The sequence below is a fragment of the Achromobacter seleniivolatilans genome, from assembly GCF_030864005.1.
Classification (GTDB): Bacteria; Pseudomonadota; Gammaproteobacteria; order Burkholderiales; family Burkholderiaceae_B; genus Achromobacter; species Achromobacter seleniivolatilans.
Genome location: NZ_CP132976.1, coordinates 243,166 through 256,740 on the forward strand (window position 1 = coordinate 243,166; position 13,575 = coordinate 256,740).

Sequence of the window (13,575 nt, forward strand, 5' to 3'; positions counted from 1 at the left end):
TTGCGTTGTGCGGGTCACAGGGACTCGAACAGACCCGCTGCGCCCATGCCCGTGCCGATGCACATGGTGACCAGCCCGTACTTGCCGCCCGTGCGGCGCAGGCCGTGGGTGATCGTCGCTGTGCGGATCGCGCCGGTGGCGCCCAGCGGGTGGCCCAACGCAATGGCGCCGCCCAGCGGGTTGACCTTGGCGGGGTCCAGTTTCAGTTCGCGGATAACGGCCAGCGACTGTGCGGCAAAGGCTTCATTCAGCTCAATCCAATCCAGCGCGTCTTGTGTGATGCCCGCGCGTGCCAACACTTTGGGAATGGCCGCGACGGGACCGATGCCCATGACTTCGGGGGGCACGCCAGCCACGGCAAAGCTGACAAATCGCGCCAGAGGGGTGAGGTTGAATTCGCGCAGAACGCGTTCGGACACCAGGATGACCGCAGCGGCCCCGTCGGACATCTGCGAGCTGTTGCCGGCAGTGACGCTGCCGCGCGTCGAAAACACCGGCCGCAGGCGGGCCAGCGCTTCGGCGCTGCTGTCAGGGCGCGGGCCTTCGTCGACCTCAACCAGGCGGCGCGCCACGCGCACAGCGCCGGTGGCGCCATCGGGCAGATGGGTCACCACTTCATAGGGGGTCGTTTCGGCGCGGAAATGGCCGGCCGCGATAGCCGCGCACGCCTTTTGATGCGAGGCCAGCGCAAACGCATCCTGATCCTCGCGCGAGACCTTCCAGCGCTCGGCGACCTTTTCGCCCGTCAGGCCCATGCCAAAAGCCATGCCGATGTTTTCTTCGTGAGCAAAGATGGCGGGGTTCATCGACACTTTGTTGCCCATGATCTGCGGCATTGCACTCATGGATTCGGTGCCCGATCCAATCATGATGTCGGCCTCCCCCGTGCGGATGCGGTTGGCGGCGTCAGCCACCGCTTGCAGCCCGGATGCGCAAAAGCGGTTCACGGTGACACCGGCCACGCTTTGCGGCAGACCGGCCAGCAACAGGCTGATGCGGGCCACGTTCATGCCCTGTTCGGCTTCAGGCATGGCGCAGCCAGCGATCACGTCGTCGATGCGGGCGGGGTCCAGACCGGGCACTTGCGACAGCGCGCCGTTCAGCACCGCTGCCAGCATGTCGTCGGGCCGGGTCGTGATGTAGGCGCCGTTGCGCTTGCCGACCGGCAGGCGCGTGGCGGCGACGATGTAGGCGTCTTGAATCTGCTTCGTCATGATCGTTTCCTCAGTTGCGCAACGGCTTGCCGGTGTCCAGCGTGTGCCGGATGCGGGCTTGGGTTTCGGGCGTACGCAAGAGCGCGACAAATTCGCGGCGCTCAACGGCCAACAACCATTCCTCGTCCACCTTGGTTCCGGTTTCCACTTCGCCGCCGCACAAGGCGACTGCGGCGCTGCGGGCCACGCGATAGTCGTGCGCGCTGATCATGCCGCCTTCGCGCATGTTGACCAGCACCATCTCGAAGTTGGCGATGCCATTGCGGCCCGCCACCGGAATATTTGTCAGGCGCGGCGGGGGCGTGTAGCCGGCCTGGGCTGCGGCGCGGGCTTGCCCGATGGCCACAAACAGCAGCTCATCAGGATGGAACAGCACGACGTCATGCTCGCGGGCAAAGCCTGCGTCGACGGCCTCCAGCGCGCTCTTGGCGACCTGCGCCATGGCAATCGTTTGAAAGACGGGCTGCAAGTAGGGAAAGACTTCCCCCGGCGTTGCGGTTTTGGCGGCGAGCGCCGCCGCACGGCCTGCAAATTCCTTGCTGCCCCCGCCTGCCGGGATCAAGCCCACGCCCGCTTCAACCAGGCCGATATAGCTTTCCAGGGCCAGCACGCGGTGCGATGCATGCATCAGAAACTCGCAGCCGCCACCCAACGCCATGCCTTGCACGGCCGCCACCGTAGGAATCTGCGCATATTTAAAGGATTGTGAAGCGCGCTGGAATTTCTCTACAGTGGCTTCCAGCATCTCCCACTGGCCCGCTGCGCAGGCTTCGACTACCTGCTGCAAATTGGCGCCGACCGCGAAGGGCGGCTGATGCCAGATAACCAGTCCGTCGAATTCGCGCTCCGCCCGGGCAACGGCTTGCAGCACGCCTTCCAGCACTTCGGCGCCCAGCGTGTGGTTCTTGGAAGTGACGGACAGAATGGCGATGCCGGGGTCTACGCGGGGCAGATTCCACAGGCGCACGCCTTCGTTTTCCCAGACGGTGACGCCACGGTCGTCCGGCGCTTCGCCGTAAACGCGTTCCGGGAACAACTGGCGGGCATACACCGGCAGCGCAGAGCGGGGATGCAAGCTGTTCGTGCGGGCCGAGTACGAACCTTCGGGCGCATGCACGCCTTGACGGCCGGGTTCAAGCACCCAGGCGGGCAGGGGAGCATCGCTCATGGCGCGGCCGGCGGCGATGTCGTCAGCCACGGCGGCGGCAATGGTTTGCCAGCCCGCAGCCTGCCAGGTTTCGAACGGGCCTTGCGACCAGCCAAAACCCCAGCGCATGGCCAAGTCCAGGTCGCGCGCATTATCGGCCACGTGTTCAAGCTGCACGGCGCTGTAGTGGAAGATGTCGCGGAACAGGCTCCACAGGAACTGCGCCTGCGGATGCGCGCTTGCACGCAACGCGGCAAAGCGGCGTGCGGGATCGCGTTCCTTCAACAGCGTGGCGACTTCGTCGGCCAGCTTGCCTGCGCTGGGCACATAATCTTGCGCCTTCAAGTCCAGCACCAGGATGTCGCGGCCTTGCTTGCGGTAGACGCCTGCACCGGTCTTCTGGCCGAGGGCGCCCTTGCTGATCAGCGCGGATAGCCAGGCGGGCAATGAAAAATAGCGGTGCCAGGGGTCGTCCGGCAGGTTCTTTTCCATGGTGCCGACCACATGCGCCAGCGTGTCCAGGCCGACGACATCCGCAGTGCGGTAGGTCGCGCTTTTGGGACGGCCGATTTTGGGGCCGGTCAGCGCATCAACTTCGTCGAATGCCAGACCCAGGCGCGCGGTGTGGTGCATGGCGGCCAGGATGGAGAACACGCCGATGCGGTTGGCGACGAAGTTGGGCGTGTCCAACGCGCGGATCACACCCTTGCCCAGGGTGGACGTCAGCCAGGTTTCCAGCTGGTCCAGCACGGAGGCCTGGGTGTGGGACGTGGCAATGATTTCCACCAGCCGCATATAGCGGGGCGGATTGAAAAAATGGATGCCGCAGAAGCGGTCGCGCAGGCTTTCCGGCAGCGCGTTGGCAAGCGCGTCGATCGACAAACCAGAGGTGTTCGACGCAATGATGGCGCCGGGCGCTACATGGGGGGCGATGCGCTCATACAGCGCTGTCTTCCAGTCCATGCGTTCCGCGATGGCCTCGATGACCAGATCGCAGCTGCGCAATTGGTCCAAGTGATCGTCATAGTTCGCGGGCGTTATCAGTGCAATGCGGGCGGCGCCTGCCAGCGGCGCCGGTTCGAGCTTTTTCAGGCCGGCCAGCGCTTTCTTGACGATGCCGTTACGGTCGCCTTCGGCGGCGGCCAGATCGAACAGCGTGACCGGCACGCCGGCATTGGCCAGGTGGGCGGCAATCTGCGCGCCCATGACGCCGGCACCCAGCACGGCGACGTGTTTGACGACGAACTTGCTCAAGGGGATTCTCCTGAAAAAGCGGGCGGGCGGCGCATGCCGGCCGCCCGCGCAAGGCTAGAAGCGGGACGACAGTTGCAGCCCGACGATGTGGGCGCTGCTGTCATAGGTGCCTGCCACACGGCCCTTGGTCAGCTGGCTGCCGGACGTCGTGTCGATGTCCGTTTTGCGCAGGTAAAGATAGGTGTAGCCCAGGTCGAGCGTGGTGCTCTTGGTGGCTTGCCATTGCACGCCGGTGGAGATCCAGTAGCGGTCGTTGTCAGGCAGGGATGTCGGGCGGTCGGATTCCTTGTGGACGGGCGACTGGTCATAGGCCAAGCCGAACTTCCACTTCCAGTCGGGCGCGAACTTGTAGTTTGCTCCCACGGCGACACGCCAGGTATCGCGGAAATTCAAGGGCAGATCGTCGTCACGCGCGCCAGCGCCGGAGTTGCGGATCTTCAGATCGGGAATGCTGCTCCACCCCGTCCACGAGACATCGCCCAGCAGTTCCCAGCGCTCGTTCAACTGGTGCGCGCCGCTCAGGATCAGGGTGTCGGGAAGGTCCACGTTGGCCTTGGCATCAAACGACACTGAAGCCTTGGTGGGGCCAATGCTGGTGATCTCGGTATCGCCCTTGGCCGACTGCTTGATCTTGGAGCGGTACGACAGGCCGATGCGGGTGTCTTCCGTGGGTTGCAGCATGAAGCCCACGTTCCAGCCCCACGCGTCGCCCTTCAAGTTCAGATCCGCGTCGCCGTTGGTGGCCAGCGGCAGGCCGGCGATCGGGACTACGGCCTTTTTCTTGTAGTTGGCGTCGATGTGCTGCCAGTTCACGCCAAAGCCCATCGAGAACTTCTCGTTGACCTTGTAGGCGATCGACGGATTCACGTTGATCGTCTTGATTTCGAATTTGTTGGAGTGGTATTGACCCACCCAGCCGTCGTCGTATTCGGTCATCAGGCCGAACGGGGCGCCGACGCCCAGGCCGACGTACCACTGTTCGTTCAGTTGCCAGGAGGCATAAAGGTTGGGGACGATGCCCAGGTTGCCGGCGTCTCCGCCATTGCCGCCTGTGGGGCGTGAACCGTTCAATCCCGATCCGGGAATGCCGGGTGCGCTGGGATTGCGGCTGTCGCCGTTGTCTTTGAACTTGAACGACGGCTTGATCAGATTGACGCCGCCTGACACGTTGATGCCGGGCAGATACGTCATGCCTGCCGGGTTGTAGTAGATGATGCTGGCGTTTTCCGGATTTGCCGCCGAGCCTGCGTATGCGTTGCCCAGGCCACTGGCGTTCTGCTCTAAAAGCTGAAAGCCGGCGGCATGTGACGTTGCGGCTGCGCCCAAGCCGACCACTATGGCCGACAAGGTGCTCAGGGACAATGAACGTCTGCTCATGGTACTGCCTCCTCGTGATGGATGTGTGTCTCTATTGCACTGCCGGTCTGGCTGCCCCGGTCTAATCGGCGTGAGCCGCACTGCTGCTGCGTTACGCATTGCTGCCTTCGTAATGCAATGGGCCGCCCGTGAATGGCGCGAACCCAGTTCCGAAAATGACACCGGCGTCAGCCAGGTCGGCGTCGGCGACGACGCCGGTTGCGACGCGTTCCCGCGTGGCGTCCACCAGGGGTTGAATCAGGCGCTGCGCCAGTCCGGATGGCGCGGCTGCGGCGCTGCCCGGGCTTTGCTTGACCGGTTTGCCGTCGCGCCATGTATAGAAGCCCTTGCCGCTTTTTTTGCCCAGGTCGCCGCGCGCCAGCCGTTCAACCAGGCAGCGGGGCGGTTCGGCGCCACCGGCCAGTTCTTCGCCTGCGGCGCGTGCAATGTCCAGACCGACGGTATCGGCAAGTTCCAGCGGCCCCATCGGCATGCCGAACGCAACCATGGCGGCATCAACCGTTTCAGGCGAGAGGCCCTCGTCCACGCTGCGCATCGCCTGCAACATATAAGGCGCCAGCACGGCATTGACCAAAAAGCCCGGCGCGCTCTTGACGGGTAGCGCCAGTTTGTCGATCTGGCCCACAAAGGCGCAGGCGCGAGCATGAGCCGGGCCGGTGTCGCCCTCGGCGTGCACGACTTCCGCTAGCGGCATCTGGGCCACGGGATTGAAGAAGTGGATGCCCACCAAACGCTCCGGCCGTGCCAGTCCGGCGCGCAGGATTTCCAGCGACAGGCTGGATGTGTTGGTCGCTAGCAGGGCGTCAGCCTTCATGCGGGGTTCTAGGGATTGGTAAAGCGAGCGTTTGGCTTCGGGCTGCTCGCTGATCGCTTCGATCACCATGTCCGCCAACGGCACTCCGCCGCCCGCGGGGTCAGGGATCAAACGATCAAACGCAGCGCGCGCCAGACGCGGGTCTTTCAGGCGGCGGGCAAACAGCGTTGCCGCGCGTTTGATGGCGGGCGCGATGCGCGCCATATCTTGGTCTTGCAATGTGACAGTCATGCCTTTCAACGCGCACCAGGCCGCAATGTCTCCGCCCATGACGCCCGCGCCTACCACGTGCACATGACGTGCAGGCGTGATCCCGGCCTGCTTGCCGTTGGCTTTCAGGCGTTCTTGCAGGCGGAACACGCGCAGCAGATTGCGGGCGGTGTCGGACGAGATGATGCGGTCGATCAGTTCGGGGGCAAGCAGGGCGTTGCCGTCATGCTTTTCCCATATCGTTACGATGGCCGGCGCGGCAGGGTAGTGGCCCAGCGGGTCCTTGGCGGCGATCTGTTTGCGTGCGCGATTGGCCACGATGGATTTCAGCGGCCAAAGATTGGTCAGGGCCCCAACGCCCCGAGCTCGGCGCGCAGGCTTTTTGGACAGCACGGTCTGACGCGCCGCTGCCAGCAGCAGCCGGGCCGGCACACGGGCGTCGGCCAGACCCAGGGCGGCGGCACGGCGGGCGTCTGCCCCGCGGCCAGTCAGCATCATGTCCAACGCGGCTGGCGCACCGATCAGACGGGGCAGGCGCAACATGCCGCCCCAGCCAGGGAAGATGCCCAACATGACTTCTGGCAGCGCCAACGACGTGCCCGGCTCATCCGCCACCAGGCGGTAGCGGCAGGCCAGCGCCAGTTCCAGTCCACCCCCCAGGCAATGGCCTTGGATCAGCGCCAGAGTGGGATAGCGCACGGCGGCCAGACGGGCAAACAATTTCCAGCCGCGGGACACCAGCGCTCGGGCCTGCTCGGGCGTATTCAGTTCCGCGAATTCGTTCACGTCGGCGCCTACGATGAAACCCGTGGCCTTGCCGGATCGAATGATCAGCCCCGGGGGCGGGGCGGCGTCCAAAGTGTCCAGCACCACAGACAATTCGGCCATGGTGTCAGCGGAAAGCGCGTTCACTGCGCTGCCCGCGCGATCGAATGTCAGCCACGCCAAGCCGTCGGTATCGCGGTCCAGTCGCCAGTGGGAAAGCGTATCCAGCGTCGTCATGGGCGGTCCTCGTTCAGCGTTTCAACCAACATTGCGCCGCCTTGGCCGCCGCCAATGCAGATGGCGGCCATGCCGCGTTTGGCGCCGCGGCGTTTCAGAGCGTCTAGCAGATGCAGCACGATCCGGGCGCCGGAAGCGCCCACGGGGTGCCCAATCGCTATCGCGCCGCCATCAACGTTGAGTTTTGCGGGATCTAAAGCGCCCCATGCTGGCGTACTGAAATGCGATTGGCAATAGGATTCGTCCTGCCACGCCGCCAGGCAGCCTAGCACCTGGGCCGCAAAGGCCTCATTGATTTCCCACAAATCCAAATCGTTCAGGCCCAACCCATGGCGTTGCAGGATGGGCGTGGCGGCGTGCACCGGGCCCAGACCCATCTCTGCCGGGTCCAGGCCGGCCCACTGGCTGTCCACAATGCGGCCAATGGGACGCAAATTCCATTTTTGAACGGCCTCTTCAGAAGCCAGTACCAGCATGGCTGCGCCGTCGGTCACTTGCGAGCTATTGCCCGCCGTGATGTTGCCCCAGGGCTTGTCGAACACAGGTTTGAGCTTGGCGAGTTTTTCGGGCGTGGAATCGTCGCGCACGCCGTCGTCCACCGGGTACAACTTTCCTTGCGTGTCGATCAAAGGCGAGATTTCGGTCATGGCCCCAGCCGCCCGCGCCGCCAATGCGCGCTGGTGGCTGCTGGCCGCATAGGCGTCCATCGCAGCGCGGCTGATGCCGAAACGGGTGGCGATGTTTTCCGCGGTCTGTCCCATCGACAGCCCCACGACGGGGTCGGTCAGCCCTTTCAGCAGACCAATCACCGGCGCCAGATTACGTAGTTTGAAGCTGCGCAGCGCCGACAATTTAGCGCCCAGGCCACGCGCCGCATACCAGCCCGCCAACCAGCGCACCATGTCGTCCGAGAACAACACGGGCGCGCGCGACAGCGCGTCCGTGCCCCCTGCCAGCACCAAGTGGGACCGGCCGGCTTGAATGTTGGCAATGCCTGAATCCAGGGCTTGCATGCCCGACGCGCAATTGCGCATGACCGTCCAGCCGGGCACTTTGTTGCCGCAACCCAGGCGCAGCGCGATGACGCGGCCAATATTGACCTCGTCTGGCGAAGGAGCGGCGCAGCCCACAATGACTTCGTCCAGCTCGGTGGGGGAATAGGGCTGGCGCAGCAACAGGCCGCGGCCTGCCTGCACGGCCAGATCGCCGGCAGAGAAGGGGCCGGGGCCGGTACGCGCTTTCAGGAAGGGCGTACGGGCGCCGTCGACGACGTAAACCGGTTTGAATGCCATCCATTCCCTCCTTTAAGCGACTTTGCGTTCGGCTGCAGGCTTGATTGCGTCTGCCGCGCCGAGGTCAAAGGGGAAATCATCCACTTTCACCACGGTATCGCGCAAGCGGTTGCGCTGTTTCACCACCGCATATTCTTCGGCGGTGATGCCGCCAGCCTCAAAGGCGGCATCCGCGATGTCGCGCACATTGGCTTTGGGATTGTTCTGCAGGACGCCGCGTTTTTCCAGTTCGCGGATCTTGGCTTCGATCGGTTCGGCTTCCAGCGTGGCGGCCAAGGCCAGTTCGATGGCGCCCACGGGTTCGTCCGCCGTTGCGGGCAGATGGCAGCCGGAGGTCAGGCGGTCGCGGGTGGCGCTGGGGTTGATCAAAAGCCGAGCAACGTCCTGGCCCAATTGATCGGACGGCAACGCTTGCGTGCGGCCCCAAGGGAAGATAATGCGCGACAGGCACCAGGCCACGGCGCGATTGGGGTAGTTTTGCAGCACGCCGTCAAACGCGTCCTGCAACTTGAACAGGGCGTCTTGAATCGACCAGTGCGCAAGCGGAGCGTCGGCGGCCTGGCGGCCTTCGTCTTCAAAACGCTTGAGCGTGGCGCTGACAAGATACATCTGCGATAGCACGTCGCCCAGGCGCGCCGACAGCCGTTCGCGGCGCTTGAGGCTACCGCCCAGCACCAGCATCGACGTGTCCGCCAGCAAGGCAAACGCAGCGGAATAGCGGCTAAGCAGCTGGTAATAGCGCTTCATCTCGGGGGCGACATCGGCGTTCACGGCGACAAACCGCGCACCGGTCAGCGCAGTACCCAATGCGCGCAGCTTGTTCTTCACGACAAAGCCCGCGTGGCCCCAGAACGCGCGGTCGAAGTCGGTCAGGCCCTGCTTGCGGTCCGGCGACTGCGCTGCCTGCATTTCCGCCAGCACATAGGGATGGCAACGGATAGCGCCCTGGCCAAAGATGATCAGGCTGCGCGTCAGAATGTTTGCGCCTTCGACGGTGATGCCGATGGGGATCTGCTGGTAGGCGCGGCCCAGGAAGTTGTTGGGGCCCAGGCAGATGCCCTTGCCGCCGATCACGTCCATGCCGTCGTTGACAACCTGACGCGCGCGTTCCGTGACGTGATATTTGACGATGGCCGACACGACCGAAGGCTTTTCTCCCAGGTCCACAGCACCCGCAGTCATGCTGCGGGCGGCGTCCATCATGTAGGTGTGGCCGCCAATCCGGGCCAACGCTTCTTCCACGCCTTCGAACTTGCCGACGGGCGTGCGGAACTGGCTGCGCACGCGTGCATAGCCGCCGACAGCGCGCGCGGTGAGCTTGGACATACCGGTGTTGGAAGAGGGCAGCGAAATCGACCGGCCTGCGGCCAGGCATTCCATCAGCATGCGCCAGCCTTGCCCGGCCATGGCGGGTCCGCCGATGATGAAGTCCAGCGGCATGAAGACGTCGTCGCCACGGGTCGGGCCATTCATGAACATCGCGTTAAGCGGGAAATGGCGGCGGCCGGTGTCCACGCCGGGGTGATCATGCGGCACCAGCGCGCAAGTGATGCCCAAGTCTTTCTTGCCGCCCAACAGACCGTCGGGGTCATAGAGCCGGAACGCCAGGCCCAGCAAGGTGCAGACCGGCGCCAGAGTGATGTAGCGTTTGTCCCAGGTCACCCGCATGCCGATGACTTCCTGACCTTGCCATTCGCCCTTGCAGATGATGCCGCTGTCGGGAATAGCGGCGGCATCCGAGCCAGCCCACGGGCTGGTCAAGGCAAAGGCGGGCACGTCTTCGCCGCGTGCAAGACGGGGCAGGTAGTGCTTCTTCTGCGCATCGGTGCCGTAGTGCAGCAGCAGTTCGGCGGGGCCCAGAGAATTGGGCACCATGACCGACACGGCCAACGCGGAAGACCGCGTGGACAGCTTGGTCACGATCTCGGAATGCGCATAAGCCGAAAACGCCAGGCCGCCGTATTCCTTGGGAATGATCATGCCCAGGAATCCCTGGGTCTTCAGATACGTCCAGACCTCGGCGGGCAGGTCGTGGGTCTCCTGGGTCACGCTCCAGTCATTGACCATACGGCAGGCCGTTTCAGCCTGGTTGTCCAGAAAATGCTGTTCTTCCGGCGTCAAGCGCGGACGCGGATAGGCCAGCAGGCGGCTCCAGTCCGGCTTGCCCCGAAACAGATCGCCTTCCCACCACACCGTGCCGGCTTCCAGCGCATCGCGCTCGGTCTCGGACATTTGCGGCAGCACCTTGCGGTACAGATTGAAAATTGGCGCGGATAGCAGCGTGCGCCGCAGGGGGCGCACGGCCAGCAAGATGGCGATCAAAAGCGCGATGACCACTAGCGCGAGGATGACTCCGTTCATTTCTTTGTCTCCGTGAATATTTTTTGCTGTGGCTGCGCTATTGCCGGCTATGCACCGGATACGGGCGGTAGCGGAGAGCGCAAGCCGCCCAGCAGAAAGCTCATCAGGCGCGGCAGTAGCAGTTCGGGGTTGTCAGGTTGCTCGGCTTCGTCGACGGTCCATCCCGTGACGGAGCGCAACAGGTCCGTGCCGATGATGGCGTAGGACGTCGCGCCAAGCATGAATTGAAAGCGCCACATGATCTCGGCGCGGGGTACGTCGGGCAAGGCTGCGAACAGCGCATTGCGATAGCGTTCCAGCACGTCCGCGTATTCCTTGGCGAATAGCGCGCGGATGAAGTCCGACGGGTCGGTCATGGTGCGCTCCAGCAGCGGCAGAAAAGTGCTGCCCGCCTGCGCAGGGTCCGCAGCCAATCGCAGCAGCGTGCCGAAGAAGGCATCCACGATCTGCGACGGCTTCAAAGGCTTGCCCTGGGCTTGCGCCTCGAGTTCGTCCAAGAGGCGGAGGCGTTCGCTATTGAGCACTTCCAGGCGGCGTTTAAGCACCGCCTGCACGAGTGACTCTTTCGAGCCGAAGTGATAGTTCACAGACGCGAGATTGACGCCGGCGACGCCGGTGATCTGCCGCATGGAGGTGCCGTCGTGTCCTTGCTGCGCAAAGAGGGCTTCGGCCGTGTCCAGGATGGTGTCGCGCGTGGTGGATGATCTGATTTCTTGCATAAGGTTGAATTCAAACGTTTGTTTAAAAATCATTATGCGTGACGATGGAACGAGAAGCGAGCCTCGGCTATCCCCAATAGGGTTTACCCCGAAGAAAAGGGCTTTCACACGTTCTGTGTCGGGCAAATCTGGCGCGATCGGCCGGATGGATGAACGGGCCTCGCGCAGTTGGGGGACGCGCTCGTCCACCGTTGGCAGGAGGTTGAGCCGTTTGTCCTCGGACGGCCGTCCTAGGATGAATGTGGTCTGGAACACGGGCGAAAAACGCCGCAGTATCAGCGCGAGGACTTGAACACGTTGCACTGGGGATACGAGAGATGAGCCTCATCGCCATTCTGGTGTAGCCGCCCGATTCGCCCTGACACAGGAGCAGGACAAATGAAGACCTACAGAGTGGGACTGCTGGTTGACGGGTATGAGCAACCCGGCTGGATGCACGAGATGGTGGATTGGTTCGTGCATAGCCAGGACTTCGATATCGCCGCTTTGCTGGTGATGAGTCCGGACGGCGCAGACAAGTCGCCACGCTTCGGCGTAAGGGCGTTGTTCGGCACGCTCTCGCGGTTCGAGTCGCGGCTGTTGCCCGCCAAGCAGAGGCAGATGCTTGCGTGCGGAGACATGCGGCAGGCCTTGCCTTCCGAATCCGTACCGGTGTTGCCGCTGGAGTCTGGCGAGAAGGCCGCCGGTGAGCAGGACGCCGTCACTGCTTTGGGCTTGGATCTGGTGATTACGCTGGGCACGTCGCGGGCGACGCGCAGCCAGATGATGAGCTGGGCTCGGCTGGGTGTATGGCAATTGAGCTACTCCGATATCGCCGTGTCGACCAGCCGGTACGCCGGGTTTTGGGAGGTCTATCAGCGTGAAGACCACACGACCGTAAAACTCTGGCGCATGGGGACTGCCGCAGATCAGGATGAGTTGCTGGACCAGCGCAGTTTCAACACCGAAGTGTTCTGGTTGAAAAATCAGGCGCGTGCGTTCAGCCTGGGCAATTTCATGGTCTACGACGCCTTGCAGACGCTTGCCCGCGCCCAGCAAGGCGTAGCCCCGCCCGAAATGCAGATCATGAGCGGGCAGCGGCGTACGGACCCGGCAGAGTGGGACAGCGCGGCATATATCGCGCGTCAGGCCTGGCTGATTTCCGATTTGATTGTGCGGCGCATCATGAAACGCAATGTCCGATGGAGAATTGGTATGTTTCCATCGGCCAGGCAGCAAGCCGTAGTATCAGAGGCAATGGTGCTGCAGCCGCCAAAAGGCAGATTCTTTGCTGATCCGTTTGTATATACCCACGATCAAAAACCGTATATATTTTTTGAAGATTACGATTTTACTTCCCGGAAGGGCACAATTTCCGTTGCGACCTACTCTGACGGGGCTTTCCGCCTGTTGGGCACTGCCCTGAATCTGCCCTATCATTTATCTTTTCCGTATATTTTTGAACATGAAGGCGTGACCTACATGGTTCCGGAAACGTGCGGAAATCGCAGTATAGAGTTGTGGAAATGCACGGAATTTCCGCTGAAATGGGAGTTGGATGTCACATTGATGACCAATATATCTGCCGTGGATACTATTATTTTTAAACACGGCGAATATTGGTGGTTATTAACTAATATTGATAGAACTGACGGGCAAAGCCATTGCGATGAGCTGTTCGCATTTTTTTCGGATTCACCCCGCTCCACCGAGTGGACGCCGCACGCGTGCAACCCCATCGTGCGCAATCCGATGCGGGCCCGCAACGCTGGAATCGTTGTCTCGCCTAGCGGAGAGGTGATTCGCTGTGCGCAGTACCAAGGCTTTTGCCACTATGGAAAGGGGGTGTCTCTGAACCCGATCGTGGCTCTGACGCCCACCACCTATGTCGAAACGGACGGCGAAATTCACTACGCCAGCTTTTTGAGAAAACGTCATGCTTCAATGCACCATTGGCACCATCAGGGTGGGCATACGGTATTTGACTTCGCCTATATGGAGTAAATGACGCATCCGGCGCAAAAATAAAAATGTTACCTATATTTCGATTGCGCGGATCAAGCACGGGCTTGATGTGTCCGCGGAAACATATAGACAGCAATCAACCCCAAATTTGGCAGATCGCTGCTGCGCCGGGCCGATGTCCCGGCGCGGCTTTTTTTTGTCCGCGAATTGGAAATACCGTTGTGTAGGCAGGTTCTTAGCG

The 13,575-nt window shown here is 62.6% G+C and carries 8 protein-coding genes; 1 reads left to right on the forward strand and 7 read right to left on the reverse strand.

What is annotated here, in order from left to right; all coding sequences use genetic code 11:
• Nucleotides 1–14 precede the first annotated feature (14 nt).
• The 7 genes from RAS12_RS01160 to RAS12_RS01190 all read right to left on the reverse strand — a co-directional run bounded on the left by RAS12_RS01160 (nt 15) and on the right by RAS12_RS01190 (nt 11,390).
• Nucleotides 15–1,214, reverse strand: coding sequence for an acetyl-CoA C-acyltransferase (locus RAS12_RS01160; protein ID WP_306944658.1), 1,200 nt, complete (start codon nt 1,212–1,214; stop codon nt 15–17).
• A 10-nt stretch (nt 1,215–1,224) separates the two neighbouring features.
• The gene (locus RAS12_RS01165; protein WP_306944660.1) at nt 1,225–3,615 is read right to left on the reverse strand and encodes a 3-hydroxyacyl-CoA dehydrogenase/enoyl-CoA hydratase family protein; all 2,391 of its coding nucleotides are present in this window, start codon (nt 3,613–3,615) and stop codon (nt 1,225–1,227) included.
• 54 nt (nt 3,616–3,669) lie between these two features.
• Nucleotides 3,670–4,992 carry an OmpP1/FadL family transporter gene (locus RAS12_RS01170; RefSeq protein ID WP_306944662.1) on the reverse strand — a complete coding sequence of 441 codons (1,323 nt, stop codon included), beginning with the start codon at nt 4,990–4,992 and terminating at the stop codon, nt 3,670–3,672.
• 91 nt (nt 4,993–5,083) lie between these two features.
• Complete coding sequence (locus tag RAS12_RS01175; RefSeq protein WP_306944664.1) at nt 5,084–7,018, reverse strand: 3-hydroxyacyl-CoA dehydrogenase NAD-binding domain-containing protein; 1,935 nt, start codon at nt 7,016–7,018, stop codon at nt 5,084–5,086.
• Entirely contained in the window at nt 7,015–8,310 is a 1,296-nt protein-coding gene (locus RAS12_RS01180; RefSeq protein ID WP_306944666.1) for an acetyl-CoA C-acetyltransferase, read from the reverse strand. Before RAS12_RS01180 ends, RAS12_RS01175 begins: the two co-directional genes overlap by 4 nt.
• A gap of 12 nt (nt 8,311–8,322) precedes the next feature.
• A complete protein-coding gene (locus tag RAS12_RS01185) occupies nt 8,323–10,671 on the reverse strand; it encodes an acyl-CoA dehydrogenase (RefSeq protein WP_306944668.1) in 2,349 nt (782 codons plus the stop codon).
• A gap of 47 nt (nt 10,672–10,718) precedes the next feature.
• Complete coding sequence (locus RAS12_RS01190) at nt 10,719–11,390, reverse strand: TetR/AcrR family transcriptional regulator (protein ID WP_306944671.1); 672 nt, start codon at nt 11,388–11,390, stop codon at nt 10,719–10,721.
• A gap of 378 nt (nt 11,391–11,768) precedes the next feature.
• Here RAS12_RS01190 and RAS12_RS01195 point away from each other — a divergent pair, with 378 nt between their 5' ends.
• Nucleotides 11,769–13,373 carry a glucosamine inositolphosphorylceramide transferase family protein gene (locus tag RAS12_RS01195; protein ID WP_306944673.1) on the forward strand — a complete coding sequence of 535 codons (1,605 nt, stop codon included), beginning with the start codon at nt 11,769–11,771 and terminating at the stop codon, nt 13,371–13,373.
• The last annotated feature ends 202 nt before the right edge of the window (nt 13,374–13,575 follow it).

What these genes read in the sequence shown, in the direction of transcription:
- RAS12_RS01195 (WP_306944673.1), top strand. Translation starts at nt 11,769, where the DNA reads ATGAAGACCTACAGAGTGGGACTGCTGGTTGACGGGTATGAGCAACCC.
- RAS12_RS01180 (WP_306944666.1), bottom strand. Translation starts at nt 8,310, where the DNA reads ATGGCATTCAAACCGGTTTACGTCGTCGACGGCGCCCGTACGCCCTTC.
- RAS12_RS01185 (WP_306944668.1), bottom strand. Translation starts at nt 10,671, where the DNA reads ATGAACGGAGTCATCCTCGCGCTAGTGGTCATCGCGCTTTTGATCGCC.
- RAS12_RS01170 (WP_306944662.1), bottom strand. Translation starts at nt 4,992, where the DNA reads ATGAGCAGACGTTCATTGTCCCTGAGCACCTTGTCGGCCATAGTGGTC.
- RAS12_RS01175 (WP_306944664.1), bottom strand. Translation starts at nt 7,018, where the DNA reads ATGACGACGCTGGATACGCTTTCCCACTGGCGACTGGACCGCGATACC.
- RAS12_RS01190 (WP_306944671.1), bottom strand. Translation starts at nt 11,390, where the DNA reads ATGCAAGAAATCAGATCATCCACCACGCGCGACACCATCCTGGACACG.
- RAS12_RS01160 (WP_306944658.1), bottom strand. Translation starts at nt 1,214, where the DNA reads ATGACGAAGCAGATTCAAGACGCCTACATCGTCGCCGCCACGCGCCTG.